This window comes from Pantoea sp. ABR1s, from assembly GCF_057812235.1.
Map to the genome: position 1 here is coordinate 3,293,793 of NZ_CM173823.1, position 13,223 is coordinate 3,307,015.

The 13,223-nt window shown below is 54.6% G+C and carries 12 protein-coding genes; 7 read left to right on the plus strand and 5 right to left on the minus strand.

What is annotated here, in order from left to right; genetic code table 11:
* Positions 1–162: 162 nt before the first annotated feature.
* Positions 163–888, minus strand: a complete 726-nt coding sequence (rpsB, locus tag ACXKZD_RS15650) for a 30S ribosomal protein S2 (RefSeq protein WP_008925636.1) — start codon at positions 886–888, stop codon at positions 163–165.
* 318 nt (positions 889–1,206) lie between these two features.
* Here rpsB and map point away from each other — a divergent pair, with 318 nt between their 5' ends.
* From map to ACXKZD_RS15670, 4 genes are all read left to right on the plus strand, one after another.
* On the plus strand, positions 1,207–2,001 hold the full coding sequence (gene map / locus ACXKZD_RS15655) for a type I methionyl aminopeptidase (RefSeq protein ID WP_010254092.1): 795 nt from the start codon (positions 1,207–1,209) through the stop codon (positions 1,999–2,001).
* A gap of 66 nt (positions 2,002–2,067) precedes the next feature.
* A complete protein-coding gene (gene glnD, locus ACXKZD_RS15660; RefSeq protein WP_488981717.1) occupies positions 2,068–4,722 on the plus strand; it encodes a bifunctional uridylyltransferase/uridylyl-removing protein GlnD in 2,655 nt (884 codons plus the stop codon).
* Positions 4,723–4,805: 83 nt separating this feature from the next.
* On the plus strand, positions 4,806–5,630 hold the full coding sequence (gene dapD / locus ACXKZD_RS15665; protein ID WP_010671859.1) for a 2,3,4,5-tetrahydropyridine-2,6-dicarboxylate N-succinyltransferase: 825 nt from the start codon (positions 4,806–4,808) through the stop codon (positions 5,628–5,630).
* A gap of 224 nt (positions 5,631–5,854) precedes the next feature.
* On the plus strand, positions 5,855–6,247 hold the full coding sequence (locus tag ACXKZD_RS15670; protein ID WP_010254085.1) for a DUF3461 family protein: 393 nt from the start codon (positions 5,855–5,857) through the stop codon (positions 6,245–6,247).
* Between the two features lie 60 nt (positions 6,248–6,307).
* Here the strand turns inward: ACXKZD_RS15670 and ACXKZD_RS15675 are convergent, their stop codons facing one another.
* The 3 genes from ACXKZD_RS15675 to dgt all read right to left on the minus strand — a co-directional run bounded on the left by ACXKZD_RS15675 (position 6,308) and on the right by dgt (position 10,720).
* On the minus strand, positions 6,308–7,465 hold the full coding sequence (locus ACXKZD_RS15675) for a CdaR family transcriptional regulator (protein WP_010254083.1): 1,158 nt from the start codon (positions 7,463–7,465) through the stop codon (positions 6,308–6,310).
* A 184-nt stretch (positions 7,466–7,649) separates the two neighbouring features.
* Positions 7,650–9,095, minus strand: a complete 1,446-nt coding sequence (gene degP, locus ACXKZD_RS15680; protein WP_033756626.1) for a serine endoprotease DegP — start codon at positions 9,093–9,095, stop codon at positions 7,650–7,652.
* Positions 9,096–9,229: 134 nt separating this feature from the next.
* Positions 9,230–10,720 (minus strand): dGTPase, encoded by a 1,491-nt coding sequence (gene dgt, locus ACXKZD_RS15685; protein WP_010254077.1) that lies wholly within the window; start codon positions 10,718–10,720, stop codon positions 9,230–9,232.
* Between the two features lie 92 nt (positions 10,721–10,812).
* Between dgt and mtnN the strand changes: the two genes are divergently transcribed.
* The 3 genes from mtnN (at position 10,813) to ACXKZD_RS15700 (ending at position 12,673) form a co-directional block, all read left to right on the plus strand.
* Complete coding sequence (gene mtnN / locus ACXKZD_RS15690; protein WP_033756625.1) at positions 10,813–11,511, plus strand: 5'-methylthioadenosine/S-adenosylhomocysteine nucleosidase; 699 nt, start codon at positions 10,813–10,815, stop codon at positions 11,509–11,511.
* Entirely contained in the window at positions 11,504–12,298 is a 795-nt protein-coding gene (btuF, locus tag ACXKZD_RS15695) for a vitamin B12 ABC transporter substrate-binding protein BtuF (protein WP_010671857.1), read from the plus strand. The genes mtnN and btuF overlap by 8 nt, the downstream gene beginning before the upstream one ends.
* A gap of 123 nt (positions 12,299–12,421) precedes the next feature.
* Complete coding sequence (locus ACXKZD_RS15700; protein WP_010254068.1) at positions 12,422–12,673, plus strand: hypothetical protein; 252 nt, start codon at positions 12,422–12,424, stop codon at positions 12,671–12,673.
* Between the two features lie 30 nt (positions 12,674–12,703).
* Here the strand turns inward: ACXKZD_RS15700 and erpA are convergent, their stop codons facing one another.
* Positions 12,704–13,051: an iron-sulfur cluster insertion protein ErpA gene (gene erpA / locus ACXKZD_RS15705; protein WP_010254064.1), complete on the minus strand. Its 348-nt coding sequence runs from the start codon at positions 13,049–13,051 to the stop codon at positions 12,704–12,706.
* Between the last annotated feature and the right edge of the window lie 172 nt (positions 13,052–13,223).

The window sequence follows — 13,223 nt, forward strand, 5'->3', positions numbered from 1 at the left end:
GCCTGTGTACGTTTGCACCAGCAGACACTTATTTGCGGAAAATTTACTCTGTCCCGCCGTCCGGTTGGGGGCGTGACAGACTTAGATAAAATAAAGGGGCCAGTATAGGCCCCTTACAGATCACATCTGAATGCTAAGGGCTCTTATGCAGAGCAAACCTTATTAAGCGTTTTCTAAAGACGCTTCTTCAGCTTGCTCAGCCAGGTCCTGAGAGCGGCCTTCGCGAACGGTGGTCGCAACGGCAGTCAGGTACAGGTTTACAGCACGGATCGCATCGTCGTTACCTGGGATAACGAAATCAACGCCATCTGGATCTGAGTTGGTATCAACGATAGCAAATACCGGGATACCCAGGTTGTTTGCTTCTTTGATTGCGATGTGTTCGTGGTCAGCATCGACAACAAACAGCGCGTCTGGCAGACCGCCCATATCTTTGATACCGCCCAGGCTGTTTTCCAGCTTGGCCAGCTCACGCGCACGCATCAGCGCTTCTTTTTTGGTCAGTTTGTCGAAAGTACCATCCTGAGACTGAATCTCCAGATCTTTCAGACGCTTGATTGACTGACGCACGGTTTTCCAGTTAGTCAGCATGCCACCCAACCAGCGGTGGTTTACGAAGAACTGGTCGCAGCTCAGTGCAGACTCTTTTACCGCCTGAGCAGCAGCACGCTTAGTACCTACGATCAGGATCTTACCTTTACGGGAAGAGATCTTGTTCAGTTCAGCCAGAGCTTCGTTGAACATAGGTACAGTTTTTTCCAGGTTGATGATGTGAACCTTGTTACGAGCACCAAAGATGAATGGCTTCATTTTTGGGTTCCAGTAACGGGTCTGGTGACCGAAGTGAACACCAGCCTGGAGCATGTCGCGCATGGAAACAGTTGCCATGATAAAACCTCTAAAGTTTGATTGGGGTTGGGCCTCCATGTATCCCATACGACCGACCTCTTTCAAGGCACCCCGGCGTATGTGTCGATACATGTGTGTTTTATTACACATAATGAGAGTTATGCGTTTCCTGCTGACCGAAACGGCCATACAGAGAATCGTCGGCGCGCTTTATACCACAACCAGCCCAGGGACGCCAATAAATGATCGCTGACGGAGGTCAGCGCGTTCTCTATTTGGCAGCCCATTTGCTGGCTGCTAACATGACAGCACAGAACTTATTATTGTCGAAAATTTCGACAGCTGCGGATTAATTTAATGGCAATTTCAATTAAAACCCCTGAAGAAATCGAAAAAATGCGCGTCGCCGGCCGACTGGCCGCCGAAGTGCTGGAGATGATCGAGCCTTACGTAAAACCGGGTGTGACCACCGGTGAACTGGACCGTATCTGCCACGATCACATTACTCAAAAGCAGCAGGCTGTCTCCGCCTGCCTCGGCTATCACGGCTTTCCGAAGTCGGTCTGCATCTCGGTGAATGAAGTGGTGTGCCACGGGATCCCCAGCGATGATCGTCCGTTAAAAGATGGTGATGTAGTGAATATCGATGTCACCGTAATTAAAGATGAATACCACGGCGATACCTCAAAGATGTTTATCGTCGGTAAGCCGACCATTCAGGGTGAACGCCTGTGCCGTGTCACGCAGGAGAGCCTCTATCTCTCACTGCGTCTGATCAAGCCCGGCATCCGCCTGCGCGAACTGGGTCGCGCCATCCAGAAATATGTCGAAGCCAACGACTTCTCTGTGGTGCGCGAATATTGCGGTCACGGTATCGGCAAGGGTTTCCATGAAGAGCCTCAGGTGCTGCATTACGATGCCGATGATGGCGGCGTGGTACTCCAGGCGGGCATGACCTTTACGGTAGAACCGATGGTCAATGCCGGGGATTACCGCATCCGCACCATGAAAGATGGCTGGACGGTAAAAACCAAAGATCGCAGCTTGTCCGCGCAGTATGAGCATACTATTGTGGTGACGGAGAACGGCTGTGAGATTTTAACCCTGCGCAAAGACGACACGCTGCCCGCTGTGCTTGTCGCCGAAGGGTAATTCCCCCATTACAGATCAAGCCGGCGCTGAGCCGGCTTTTTTTTGGCTAAAAAAGAGAAGAGCTGCATGAGCGTGAGTCTGTCAGAAGATGTGAAAAACGGTCTGGTCGATTCGCCAGCCGAATGGAGTGACGACCAGCTGACACGTGACATTCTGAAGCCGCGGCTGGAGCAGTTTCAGCAACATCTGGCCGCCGCTTTTGATGCCGGTGAACCCGTTGAGCCGCTGATTGATGCCCGCACGCTGTTTATCGATCGGCTGCTGCGTCGCCTGTGGCGCTTTTTTGGCTTTGATGAGATGCCGGCTATCGCGCTGGTCGCCGTTGGCGGCTATGGCCGTGCCGAGCTGCATCCACTCTCTGATATTGACGTCCTGATCCTGAGCCGCCAGCCGCTGAATGAACAGGCTGCGCAGCGCACCAGCGATCTGTTAACGCTGATGTGGGACCTTAAGCTGGAAGTGGGTCACAGCGTCCGCACGCTGGAAGAGTGCCTGCTGGAGGGGTTATCTGACCTGACCGTTGCCACCAATCTGATTGAGTCACGCATGCTGACCGGCGATGTGGCGCTGTTTCTGGAATTACAGAAAAACATCTTCAGCGATGGTTTCTGGCCCTCATCCTGCTTTTTCGCCGCCAAAATTGAAGAGCAGCAGGAGCGCCACAAGCGTTATCACGGCACCAGCTATAACCTCGAACCGGACATTAAAAGCAGCCCCGGTGGCCTGCGGGACATTCATACGCTGCAGTGGGTCGCCCGACGCCATTTTGGCGCCACCACGCTGGATGAGATGGTCGGCTTTGGTTTCCTCACCGACGCGGAGCGCAGCGAACTCAACGAATGTCAGGCATTTCTCTGGCGCATCCGCTTTGCCCTGCACCTCTCCCTGCCCCGCTACGATAATCGCCTGCTGTTTGATCGCCAGCTCAGCGTGGCACAACGCCTGAATTATCAGGGCGAGGGCAATGAGCCGGTCGAGCGGATGATGAAAGATTTCTATCGGGTCACGCGGCGTATCGGCGAACTGAATCAGATGCTGCTGCAGCTGTTTGATGAGGCGATTCTGGCGCTCTCCACCAGCGAAAAGCCCAGGCCTATTGATGACGATTTCCAGCTGCGTGGCGATTTGATCGACCTGCGCGACGAAACGCTGTTCCGGCGAGAGCCGCAGGCGATTCTGCGCATGTTCTACGTCATGGTGCGTAACGACAGCATCAAAGGGATCTACTCCACCACTCTGCGTCACCTGCGCCATGCGCGTCGTCATCTTAAACAGCCGCTGTGTCAGATCCCGGAAGCGCGCCGCACCTTTATGTCGATTCTGCGCCATCCCGGCGCGGTCAGCCGGGCGCTGGTACCGATGCATCGCTACAGCGTGTTGTGGGCTTATACGCCGCTGTGGGGCCATATCGTCGGACAGATGCAGTTCGATCTGTTTCACGCCTACACCGTGGATGAGCACACCATTCGGGTGTTGCAGAAGCTGGAAAGTTTTGCCAATGAAAGCACTCGTCCGCAGCATCCACTGTGCGTCGAGTTATGGCCGCGCCTGCCGCAGCAGGAGCTGTTGCTGATGGCCGCGCTGCTGCATGACATCGCCAAAGGGCGCGGCGGCGATCACTCTATTCTCGGCGCGCAGGATGCGCTCGACTTTGCTGAAATGCACGGCCTCAACTCACGTGAAACCCAGCTGGTGGCCTGGCTGGTGCGTCATCATCTGCTGATGTCGGTGACAGCACAGCGGCGCGATATTCAGGACCCGACGGTGATACAGCAGTTCGCCGAGGTGATGCAGAATGAGAACCGGCTGCGCTATCTGGTTTGCCTGACCGTAGCCGATATCTGCGCCACCAATGAAAGTCTGTGGAACAGCTGGAAGCAGAGCCTGTTACGCGAGCTCTTTTTCGCCACCGAGAAGCAGTTGCGACGCGGCATGGAAAACAGTCCGGATCTGCGTGAGCGGGTGCGTCATCATCGCCTGCAGGCGCTGGCGCTGCTGCGGATGGACAACATTGATGAAGAGCGTCTGCACCAGATCTGGAATCGCTGCCGCGCTGACTACTTCCTGCGCCATACGCCGAATCAGATCGCCTGGCATGCCCGCCACTTACTGGTTCACGATCTGAAAAAACCGCTGGTGCTGGTCAGTCCGCAGGCCACGCGCGGCGGGACCGAAATCTTTATCTGGAGTCCCGATCGCCCGCACCTGTTTGCCGCCGTTGCGGGTGAACTCGATCGCCGTAATCTCAGCGTGCACGATGCGCAAATCTTTACCAGCCGCGACGGCATGGCGATGGATACCTTTATTGTGCTGGAGCCGGATGGCAGCCCGCTCTCTCCGGATCGCCATCCGATGATCATTCAGGCGCTGGAGCAGGCGATAACCCAGTCAGAGTGGGTGCCGCCGCGTACCCGCCGTCCGTCGGCCAAACTCAGGCATTTCAGCGTCGATACCGAGGTCAATTTCCTGCCGACGCATACCGATCGTCGCAGCTATCTGGAACTGGTGGCGCTGGATCAGCCAGGCCTGCTGGCGCGGGTCGGTGAAGTCTTTGCCGATCTCGGAGTCTCACTGCATGGCGCACGCATCAGCACCATCGGCGAGCGGGTCGAAGATTTGTTTATTCTGGCCAACAGTGAACGTCAGGCACTGGACGAAGAAATGCGAAAAGCGTTGCGACAACGGTTGACAGAGGCCCTTAATCCAAACGATAAAGTGTGACCAGACTCGATTTGTAAACATTAATCTCTTTACTTGTGTCGGGGTATTGCCCGGCATCGCACATGACAGATCAGGAAAAAAATATGCAACAGTTACAGAGCGTTATTGAATCCGCCTTCGAACGTCGCGCTGACATCACACCCGCCAGCGTCGACAGCGAAACCCGTGATGCCATCAACCAGGTGATCGCCCTGCTGGACAGCGGTGCACTGCGCGTTTCTGAGAAGATCGACGGCGAGTGGGTAACGCATCAGTGGCTGAAGAAAGCCGTACTGCTCTCTTTCCGCATCAATGACAATCAGGTGATGGAAGGTGCAGAAACCCGCTTTTACGACAAAGTGCCGATGAAGTTTGCTGGCTGGGATGAAGCACGTTTCAAAGAAGCCGGTTTCCGCGTCGTGCCGCCTGCGGCTGTGCGTCAGGGTGCCTATATCGCCCGCAACACGGTGCTGATGCCTTCTTACGTCAACATTGGCGCCTTTGTGGATGAAGGCACCATGGTGGACACCTGGGCGACCGTTGGCTCCTGTGCGCAGATTGGTAAAAACGTTCACCTTTCTGGCGGCGTGGGTATCGGTGGCGTGCTGGAGCCGCTGCAGGCGAACCCGACCATCATCGAAGATAACTGCTTCATTGGCGCGCGCTCTGAAATCGTTGAAGGCGTGATTGTTGAAGAAGGTTCCGTGATCTCAATGGGCGTTTACATCGGTCAGAGCACCAAAATCTATGACCGCGAGACCGGTGAAGTGCATTACGGCCGTGTTCCTGCGGGTTCCGTGGTGGTCTCAGGTAACCTGCCCTCTAAAGATGGCAGCTACAGCCTCTACTGTGCCGTAATCGTGAAGAAAGTGGATGCGAAAACGCTGGGCAAAACAGGCATCAACGAACTGCTGCGCACCATCGACTGATTTAAGTGACGGGCTGGTTTCCAGCCCGTCATCTTTTCTTTACAGTGATTCCCAAATAACATGCTTCGCGTCGCGAATTAACTGGTGCGTTTAGTTTTTATCCAGGTCATAATCCGCGCCAGTTAAATCCTGTCGCGCAATGTTCATCCCGCTTATTTATGTCTACAGTTGACGGACGTCATGAACAAGTCTGCGCGCTTCTCACTTTTGATGGAAACAACGCTATGTATGACAATCTGAAAAGCTTAGGTATCAGTAACCCGGACGACATTGACCGCTACAGCCTGCGTCAGGAAGCCAATAACGACATTCTGAAAATCTACTTCCGCAAAGATAAAGGTGAGTTTTTCGCGAAGAGCGTCAAATTCAAATATCCGCGCCAGCGCAAAACGGTTGTTGCCGATCACGCGACCCAGGGCTACAAAGAAGTTCAGGAAATCAGCCCGAATCTGCGTTATGTCATCGATGAACTGGACCAGATTTGCCAGCGCGATCAGGTTGAAGTGGATCTGAAACGCAAAATTCTGGATGACCTGCGTCACCTGGAAAGCGTGGTTTCTCACAAGATCACTGAAATTGAATCGGATCTGGAAAAATTAACCCGTAACGGTCGTTAATTTCCTGCCCGACCAGAGAGGCCAGCATTGCTGGCCTTTTTTATGCCGCAAATCTTCACTTCAGCCCTGCTCATCCAGTTGCAAAGCGACATAGAGCAACAGCCTGTCATCAAAATGGCCAAGATTCAGTCCGGTCAGTTCAGAAATCCGGTTCAGCCGGTATTCCAGCGTATTACGATGAATGAACAGCGCACGCGCGGTGGCGCTCGGCTGGACGTTATGGGTGAACCAGGCGATCAGCGTGCGGCGCAGCAAGCCGTTGTTATCCATGCTCTTGAGCTTCGCCAGTGGCCGGGCGAGCTCATTGGCCTGCCAGCCACCCCGCAGGCTGTCGAGCAGCACGGGCAGCACCAGATCCTGATAAAAATAGCTGCGCACCTCGGGCATACGTTGCTTGCCCACCATCATCGTGGTGCGCGCCGTCCGGTAAGAGCGTGCGATGCTGCCGGGTCCGGTAAAGAAGTTGCCCAGCGCGATACGCATCCGAAGATGACCGCTCTCTTTCATCCGCTGTAGTAGCTGCTCTACGCGGCGGCGATGATCTTCCTGATCGTGACGCCCATGCCCATTAAGGGCCGGTTTCAGCACCACCATTTCGGTCAGTGATACAATCGCGATCAGATTGTCCCGCTCCGGCGTGGTCAGCAGCGTTTGCAACTGCTGTAGCTCTGACATCGCGCTGTCGACGCCGAGCTGACCACTATCCACTTCCACTACGGCGACCACACGCGGCTGATTGAGATCGATACCGAGCCGCTGCGCCCATTCGGTCAGCTGTGGCGACAGGGTATCGCTGCGGATCAGGTTCAGCACCAGCTCTTCACGCAGACGGCTGTCCTGCGCCAGCATATGCAGCAGCCGGGCCTGCTCCAGCATCATCTCTGCGGTCATGCAGACCAGCTCGCCATAATGCCGCAGCGCCAGCGGCTCACCGGTCAGGCCGATCACCCCGACGATGTCACCATCAATGCGCAGCGGCAGGTTAATGCCAGGCCGCACGCCATGGAGATGTTTAGCCACGGCCTCATCGATGTCGACAACGCGCCCCTGAGAGAGCACCAGCAATGCACCTTCGTGCAACTCCCCAATACGTTCCCGGTCACCGCTGCCGATAATCCGGCCCCGCGCATCCATCACGTTGACATTGCTGTCAATAATTTTCATGGTGCGCGCCACGATATCCTGTGCCAGCCGGGCATCAAGGTGATAGGTAGCCATCCATTACTCCTGAAAAAGAGGGGGAGAAACAGAATACGCATGCACAGCACGCAGAACATTGTGCAATTGCACAGAGCCAGGCCGTCATTTGCCGAATTTGCGGTGAGCATCACACTCTGACGAGGCAGAAAGTGGACATAAAAAAGGCGGACCGCAGTCCGCCTCTTCATCCGTTGCTGTTCGCTTACTGCATCAGCAGATAGATACTGCTGTCGCCGCGTTTTACATTCAGCGCCAGAACGGACGGCTTGCTGTCGAGAACTTTGCGCAGCTCACCCAGGTTGGTCACTACCTGCTGGTTAACACCCTGGATCACATCGCCCTTTTTCAGGCCGATACGCGCCGCAGCACTGCCCGGTTTCACGTTATCAACCCGGACACCTTTGGTACCCGCTTCGATATTGCTGAGATCGGCGCCTTCAATGCCAGTGTAGATGGTCGCGGACTGCACTTTTGACTGGCTGCTCTGCTGCAACTTAACAGAGACATCGACCGGTTTGCCGTCACGCAGCAGCCCCAGTTTCAGGGTGGTGCCAACCGGCAGTGAGCCCACTTCCGCACGCAGCGAAGCAAAGCTGCTCAGCGGTTTACCGTTCATCGACACAATGACGTCGCCCGCCTTAATACCGGCTTTGGCGGCAGCCGAGTCTGGCAGCACCTGGCTGACAAAGGCACCACGTTGTGCGTCGACCTTCATCGCTTTTGCCAGCTCAGAGTTCAGCTCAGTCCCCTGCACGCCCAGCTCGCCGCGTTTCACCTGACCAAACTCGACCATCTGTGCCGTCAGGTTTTTCACCATGTTGCTGGGGATAGCAAAGCCGATACCGATGTTGCCGCCATCGGGCGCCAGAATGGCGGTGTTAATCCCGATCAGTTCACCGTTGAGGTTAACCAGCGCACCACCGGAGTTGCCCCGGTTAATGGCCGCATCTGTCTGGATAAAGTTTTCGTAGTTTTCCACGTTCAGGCCACTGCGTCCCAGCGCGGAGACGATACCTGAGGTGACCGTTTCACCCAGACCATAAGGGTTGCCGATCGCCACGGTATAATCGCCGACGCGCAGGTTGTCAGAGTCAGCGATTTTGACTGCGGTAAGATTTTTGGCTTCCTGCAGCTGAATCAGGGCAATGTCAGAGCTGGGATCTTTACCGATGACTTTGGCGTCATAGCGACGACCGTCGCTGAGCTGTACCTGAATTTTGGTGGCATTATTCACGACGTGGTTATTAGTTACCACATAGCCTTTTTCAGCGTTAATGATGACGCCCGATCCCAGAGCACGGAATTTTTCCTGCTGGGTATCAGGCACTGGCGCGCCGCCGTTACCGCCTGCACCGTCGCCGTTCTGGCACATCGGTGAGCCCTGGAACGGGGAACCATCCTGGCAGAATGGCGAATTGTCGCCAAAGAATTGCTGAAATTGCTGCGGCATACGCGGGGTTTTCACCGTGGTGGTCCCCTCGACGCTGATACTGACCACAGACGGCATCACCTTCTCCAGCATCGGTGCCAGACTTGGCTGTTGCAGGCTATCGGAAGAGGCCGTTTGCGCAGCAGAAACAGTAACAGGGGCGAGCGCCATGCTCAGGCTCAACGCCAGCGCACTTAACATTAAGGTCTTTTTTTTCATTTTTCGTTTCTCAATAAGATTACTGTTCAGACCATTGCTGTGGTCGAAAGGTGAGATAAATGTTTTAGCGCGAAGTTCCTTTAAAAGTTTAAGGCAAAAGTAAAAATTTATTCGCGCTCTTTACAATTGGCGGCTTATTCTACCGCCATCAGTCGTCGGTACTCATCCCAGGCATAGAGATCGGTCATACCACTGATATAATCCTGAATGAGCCGGAAGCGATAATAACGTTCCCACAACAGACGCTGATATTTATGTTCTACAACCAGATTACGCATCTTATGCAAATAGGCTTTACGGTGTTTACCCGAGAGCTTATGAAAAAGCCGGGTTTCGATCGGATGCTGACGCAGGAAATCTTCATTTATCAGCGTGGTAAAGGCTTCGTAATTAAGGCGCATCAGCGGCTGATAGATCTCCAGCAGCCCTTTAATCACCCGGTAACCCTGCAACTCCAGCTGCTCTACTTCAGAATGATTAAAGACCTGCTGGCGCGCAACGGTTTTAAACAATTGCAGTAAGCGGCCCTCTTCACCCTCATCTTCCAGTAGCGCATGGTTAAAACTTCCATCGAATATAGCAGGAAGATTATCAACAAAACGTTTCACCGCATAGCTTACCAGCACGCTCTGAACATTTACGCGGAGTGACATAAAAAATTGATCGCTGCGGCTTCGGCGTTTTTTACTGCAGGCTTCACGCCAGGCTTCGCCAATAGTCCGGCTGAAAGCGTCATTATTTTTAACCGGCCCCCAGGCTTTATTGAGAAACTCATACAAACTTTCAACATTAAAGATATCTTTTTCTACAGCGTCGTCCAAATCGGCAATACAATAGGAGATATCATCCGCAGCTTCCATTATATAAGTCAGCGGAAAACGGTGGTGTTCTTCCATATTGGTGGCAGCACGCAGGTCGGCAATATAATCCTGCTCAGAGAGATAAAACCCAGGCTTCTTCATGAGTACGCTAAATTCGGCGGGCTTTTCCCCCTGCCACCAGGCAGGCGCGGTATATTTCAGGATGCAGGCGACCTGAGAATAACTGAGATTCAGTTGCAGCAGCGTATGCACCATCCGGATCGCCTGCGCATTGCCTTCAAAGTGACAGAGATCCTGGCGGATCATGGCGTTGAGTTGATCAAAGGCTTTACGCTGTGCTTCTCCTTCCACGCCGGCCACCAGCGGATCCACCAGCTCGGCTGAGAGGTTCTCTTCAAACCAGTCGTTAATCGCCGCCTCGCCAAAATGGCCAAAAGGTGGATTACCGACATCATGCATCAGACAGGCCATCTCAATCAGACTTTCAAACGCGCCTTCCAGCTCATCAAGACCATACTGCGCCAGCCCGCCCTGCATCTTCAGGGTTTGCAGGATCTCTTTGGTGATGTAACGCCCGGTCTGCTGCACCTCCAGCGAATGCGTCAGGCGGGAACGAACGGCAGCGTTACGCTCCAGCGGAAACACCTGCGTTTTTTGCTGCAAACGCCGGATTGCGGCGGAGTTTATAATCCGTCCGCGATCGCTCTCAAAATGGCGCGTAATGTAATATTCGCCTTCCGGTTCCTTGCGGCTGTTATAAGGGCGCGAGAAGCTGATCTTCTTCCTGAAATTGATCGCTGACATGGATTACCCCTTATTTTTTCGTGAATTAATCCCCTGAATGCCATGGTAGACTATGCCCTAAATTTTGATTCTTTACATTAGCGGAACTCACTATGAAAGCAGGCATTATTGGCGCGATGGAGCAGGAAGTCACACTGCTGCGCGACAAAATTGAAAACCGTCAAACGCTGTCGCTGGCGGGTTGTGAAATTTATACCGGCACCCTGCAGGGCGTTGAGGTGGCTCTGCTGAAATCGGGCATTGGTAAAACCTCTGCCGCGCTGGGTACCACGCTGCTGCTGCAGCTCTGCAAGCCGGATGTGGTGATCAACACCGGTTCGGCTGGCGGTTTAGCGCCGTCGCTCAGCGTCGGCGATATCGTGGTGTCAGAAGAAGTGCGTTATCACGATGCTGACGTCACCGCTTTTGGTTATGAGCCGGGTCAGATGGCAGGTTGTCCGGCCGCGTTTGTGGCAGACAGCAAGCTTATCGCCGCTGCAGAAGCCTGTATTCAGCAGCTGGATCTGAAAGCCGTACGCGGTCTGGTGGTCAGCGGTGATGCCTTTATCAATGGTGCCGAACCGCTGGCGCGCATTCGTAATCTGTTCCCGCAGGCGATTGCCGTTGAGATGGAAGCCACCGCTATCGGCCATGTCTGTCATCAGTTCCAGGTGCCTTTTGTAGTAGTCCGCGCCATTTCCGACGTGGCCGATAAGCAATCTCACCTCAGCTTTGATGAGTTCTTAAGCGTTGCGGCGAAGCAATCTTCGCTGATGGTGGAGAACCTGCTGGCGCATCTGGCGCGTGGCTAAAACGCTACTCCTCTGCTGGCTGCTGCTGTTAAGCGGCAGCCTGCTGGCTTCCCCGCCACGCGTGATTACCCTCTCCCCTCACCTTACCGAACTCGCCTTTGCTGCCGGGATTACCCCGATTGCGGTCAGCGCCTGGTCCGACTATCCGCCGCAGGCGAAACAGATTGAGCAGGTCGCAAACTGGCAGGGCATCAAGGCTGAACGTATTCTGCAGCTTAAGCCGGATCTGGTGTTAGCCTGGCGAGGCGGTAATCCGCAGCGGCAGATTGACCAGTTACAGCAGCTCGGCGTGCCGGTTAAATGGATAGATCCGCTGACGCTGGATGAGATGTTCACGGCGCTGGCCGATCTGGGCCACTGGAGTCCCAGACCGGAGCAGGCAACTCGCGCTGCCCGCCAGTTACGTCAGCAGGAAGCCGCGCTGCGTCAGCGCTATGCTCATCTGACTGCGGTTCCGCTTTTTTTGCAATTTGGTCAGCAGCCCCTGTTTACCGCCGCCAGAGCCACGCTGCAGAATGAAATTATTACGTTATGTGGTGGCAGGAACATCTTTGCTGACAGCCGCGTCAGCTGGCCGCAGGTCAGCCGTGAGCAGGTGCTGATGCGCCATCCTCAGGCCGTTGTGACGGGTGGCAGTGCGCAGCAGGCGGAAAACATCCGTGTGTTCTGGCGACCGCAGCTGGATGTACCGGTGATTGCCATCAACGAGGACTGGCTTAGCCGGCCAGGCCCGCGACTGCTGCTGGCCGCGCAGCAACTCTGTGCGGCCCTGCATCCCGATGAATAAATCGGCGAATTGATTAAAGTCACTGCGATTTTTGCCGTTGATCAATACCAGAGACGAACGCGCCACGTATGCTCGCCGTCCTTTTAGCGCTCCGGCGCTTTTTTAAAACACCAGGAACCTTATATGACCAGAGCACTGCTGCTGGCCATAGGGCTGTCGATCGCCGGTTCTGCCTTTGCAGGATCGATAAATGGCTCTATTGGCGCCAGACTTGTCATCTATTCACGCTGTGAAATCAACACGGCTAACGGCCAGCCCGCACCGCAGATCAACTGCGGCAGACAGGCAAGCGCGCAGCCGCGCGTAACAAACGGCCAGATTCAATCGCAGGGAAGTGTGAAGCAAAGTAACCGGCTGGTCACAATAGAATGGTAAACGAGGCCGTCTGTATGACGGCCTGCATTATCAGATACTGAAGGAAGAGCCACAGCCACAGGTGGTTTTGGCATTCGGGTTGGTCACGATAAAGCGTGAGCCTTCCAGACCTTCCGTGTAATCCACTGAACCGCCCACCAGATATTGCAGGCTCATCGGATCAACCACCAGTGAGACGCCCTGCTTTTCAATCGTCATGTCGCCATCATTCATCTGGTCATCAAAGGTGAAGCCGTACTGGAAACCACTGCAACCGCCACCGGTGATATAGACGCGAAGTTTCAGCGCCGGGTTCTCTTCGTCGGCAATCAGGTTCTTCACCTTGGTGGCTGCGGCGTCGGTAAACTGCAACGGCAGTGCTACTACTTCATCACTCATGTTTTACTCCGGTAAACGCCCAGGTCAGAAAACGACCTTAATTACGCTATTATCAGCCAGCACCTCAGCGCAATCAAGCTCTGCCCTTCGCACTCTGTGCCGCTTTCACTCCTGTTAAGGGCACAGGGGGTGAATCCACCTTTCGTCTGCTGCCCCTCTTCCGTAGAATGGC

Bases quoted from the DNA above. Each gene is read 5' to 3' on its own strand.
- map (WP_010254092.1), top strand. From the start codon at position 1,207: ATGGCAATTTCAATTAAAACCCCTGAAGAAATCGAAAAAATGCGCGTC.
- degP (WP_033756626.1), bottom strand. From the start codon at position 9,095: ATGAAAAAAAAGACCTTAATGTTAAGTGCGCTGGCGTTGAGCCTGAGC.
- ACXKZD_RS15700 (WP_010254068.1), top strand. From the start codon at position 12,422: ATGACCAGAGCACTGCTGCTGGCCATAGGGCTGTCGATCGCCGGTTCT.
- rpsB (WP_008925636.1), bottom strand. From the start codon at position 888: ATGGCAACTGTTTCCATGCGCGACATGCTCCAGGCTGGTGTTCACTTC.
- dapD (WP_010671859.1), top strand. From the start codon at position 4,806: ATGCAACAGTTACAGAGCGTTATTGAATCCGCCTTCGAACGTCGCGCT.
- dgt (WP_010254077.1), bottom strand. From the start codon at position 10,720: ATGTCAGCGATCAATTTCAGGAAGAAGATCAGCTTCTCGCGCCCTTAT.
- erpA (WP_010254064.1), bottom strand. From the start codon at position 13,051: ATGAGTGATGAAGTAGTAGCACTGCCGTTGCAGTTTACCGACGCCGCA.
- ACXKZD_RS15675 (WP_010254083.1), bottom strand. From the start codon at position 7,465: ATGGCTACCTATCACCTTGATGCCCGGCTGGCACAGGATATCGTGGCG.
- glnD (WP_488981717.1), top strand. From the start codon at position 2,068: ATGAGCGTGAGTCTGTCAGAAGATGTGAAAAACGGTCTGGTCGATTCG.
- mtnN (WP_033756625.1), top strand. From the start codon at position 10,813: ATGAAAGCAGGCATTATTGGCGCGATGGAGCAGGAAGTCACACTGCTG.
- ACXKZD_RS15670 (WP_010254085.1), top strand. From the start codon at position 5,855: ATGTATGACAATCTGAAAAGCTTAGGTATCAGTAACCCGGACGACATT.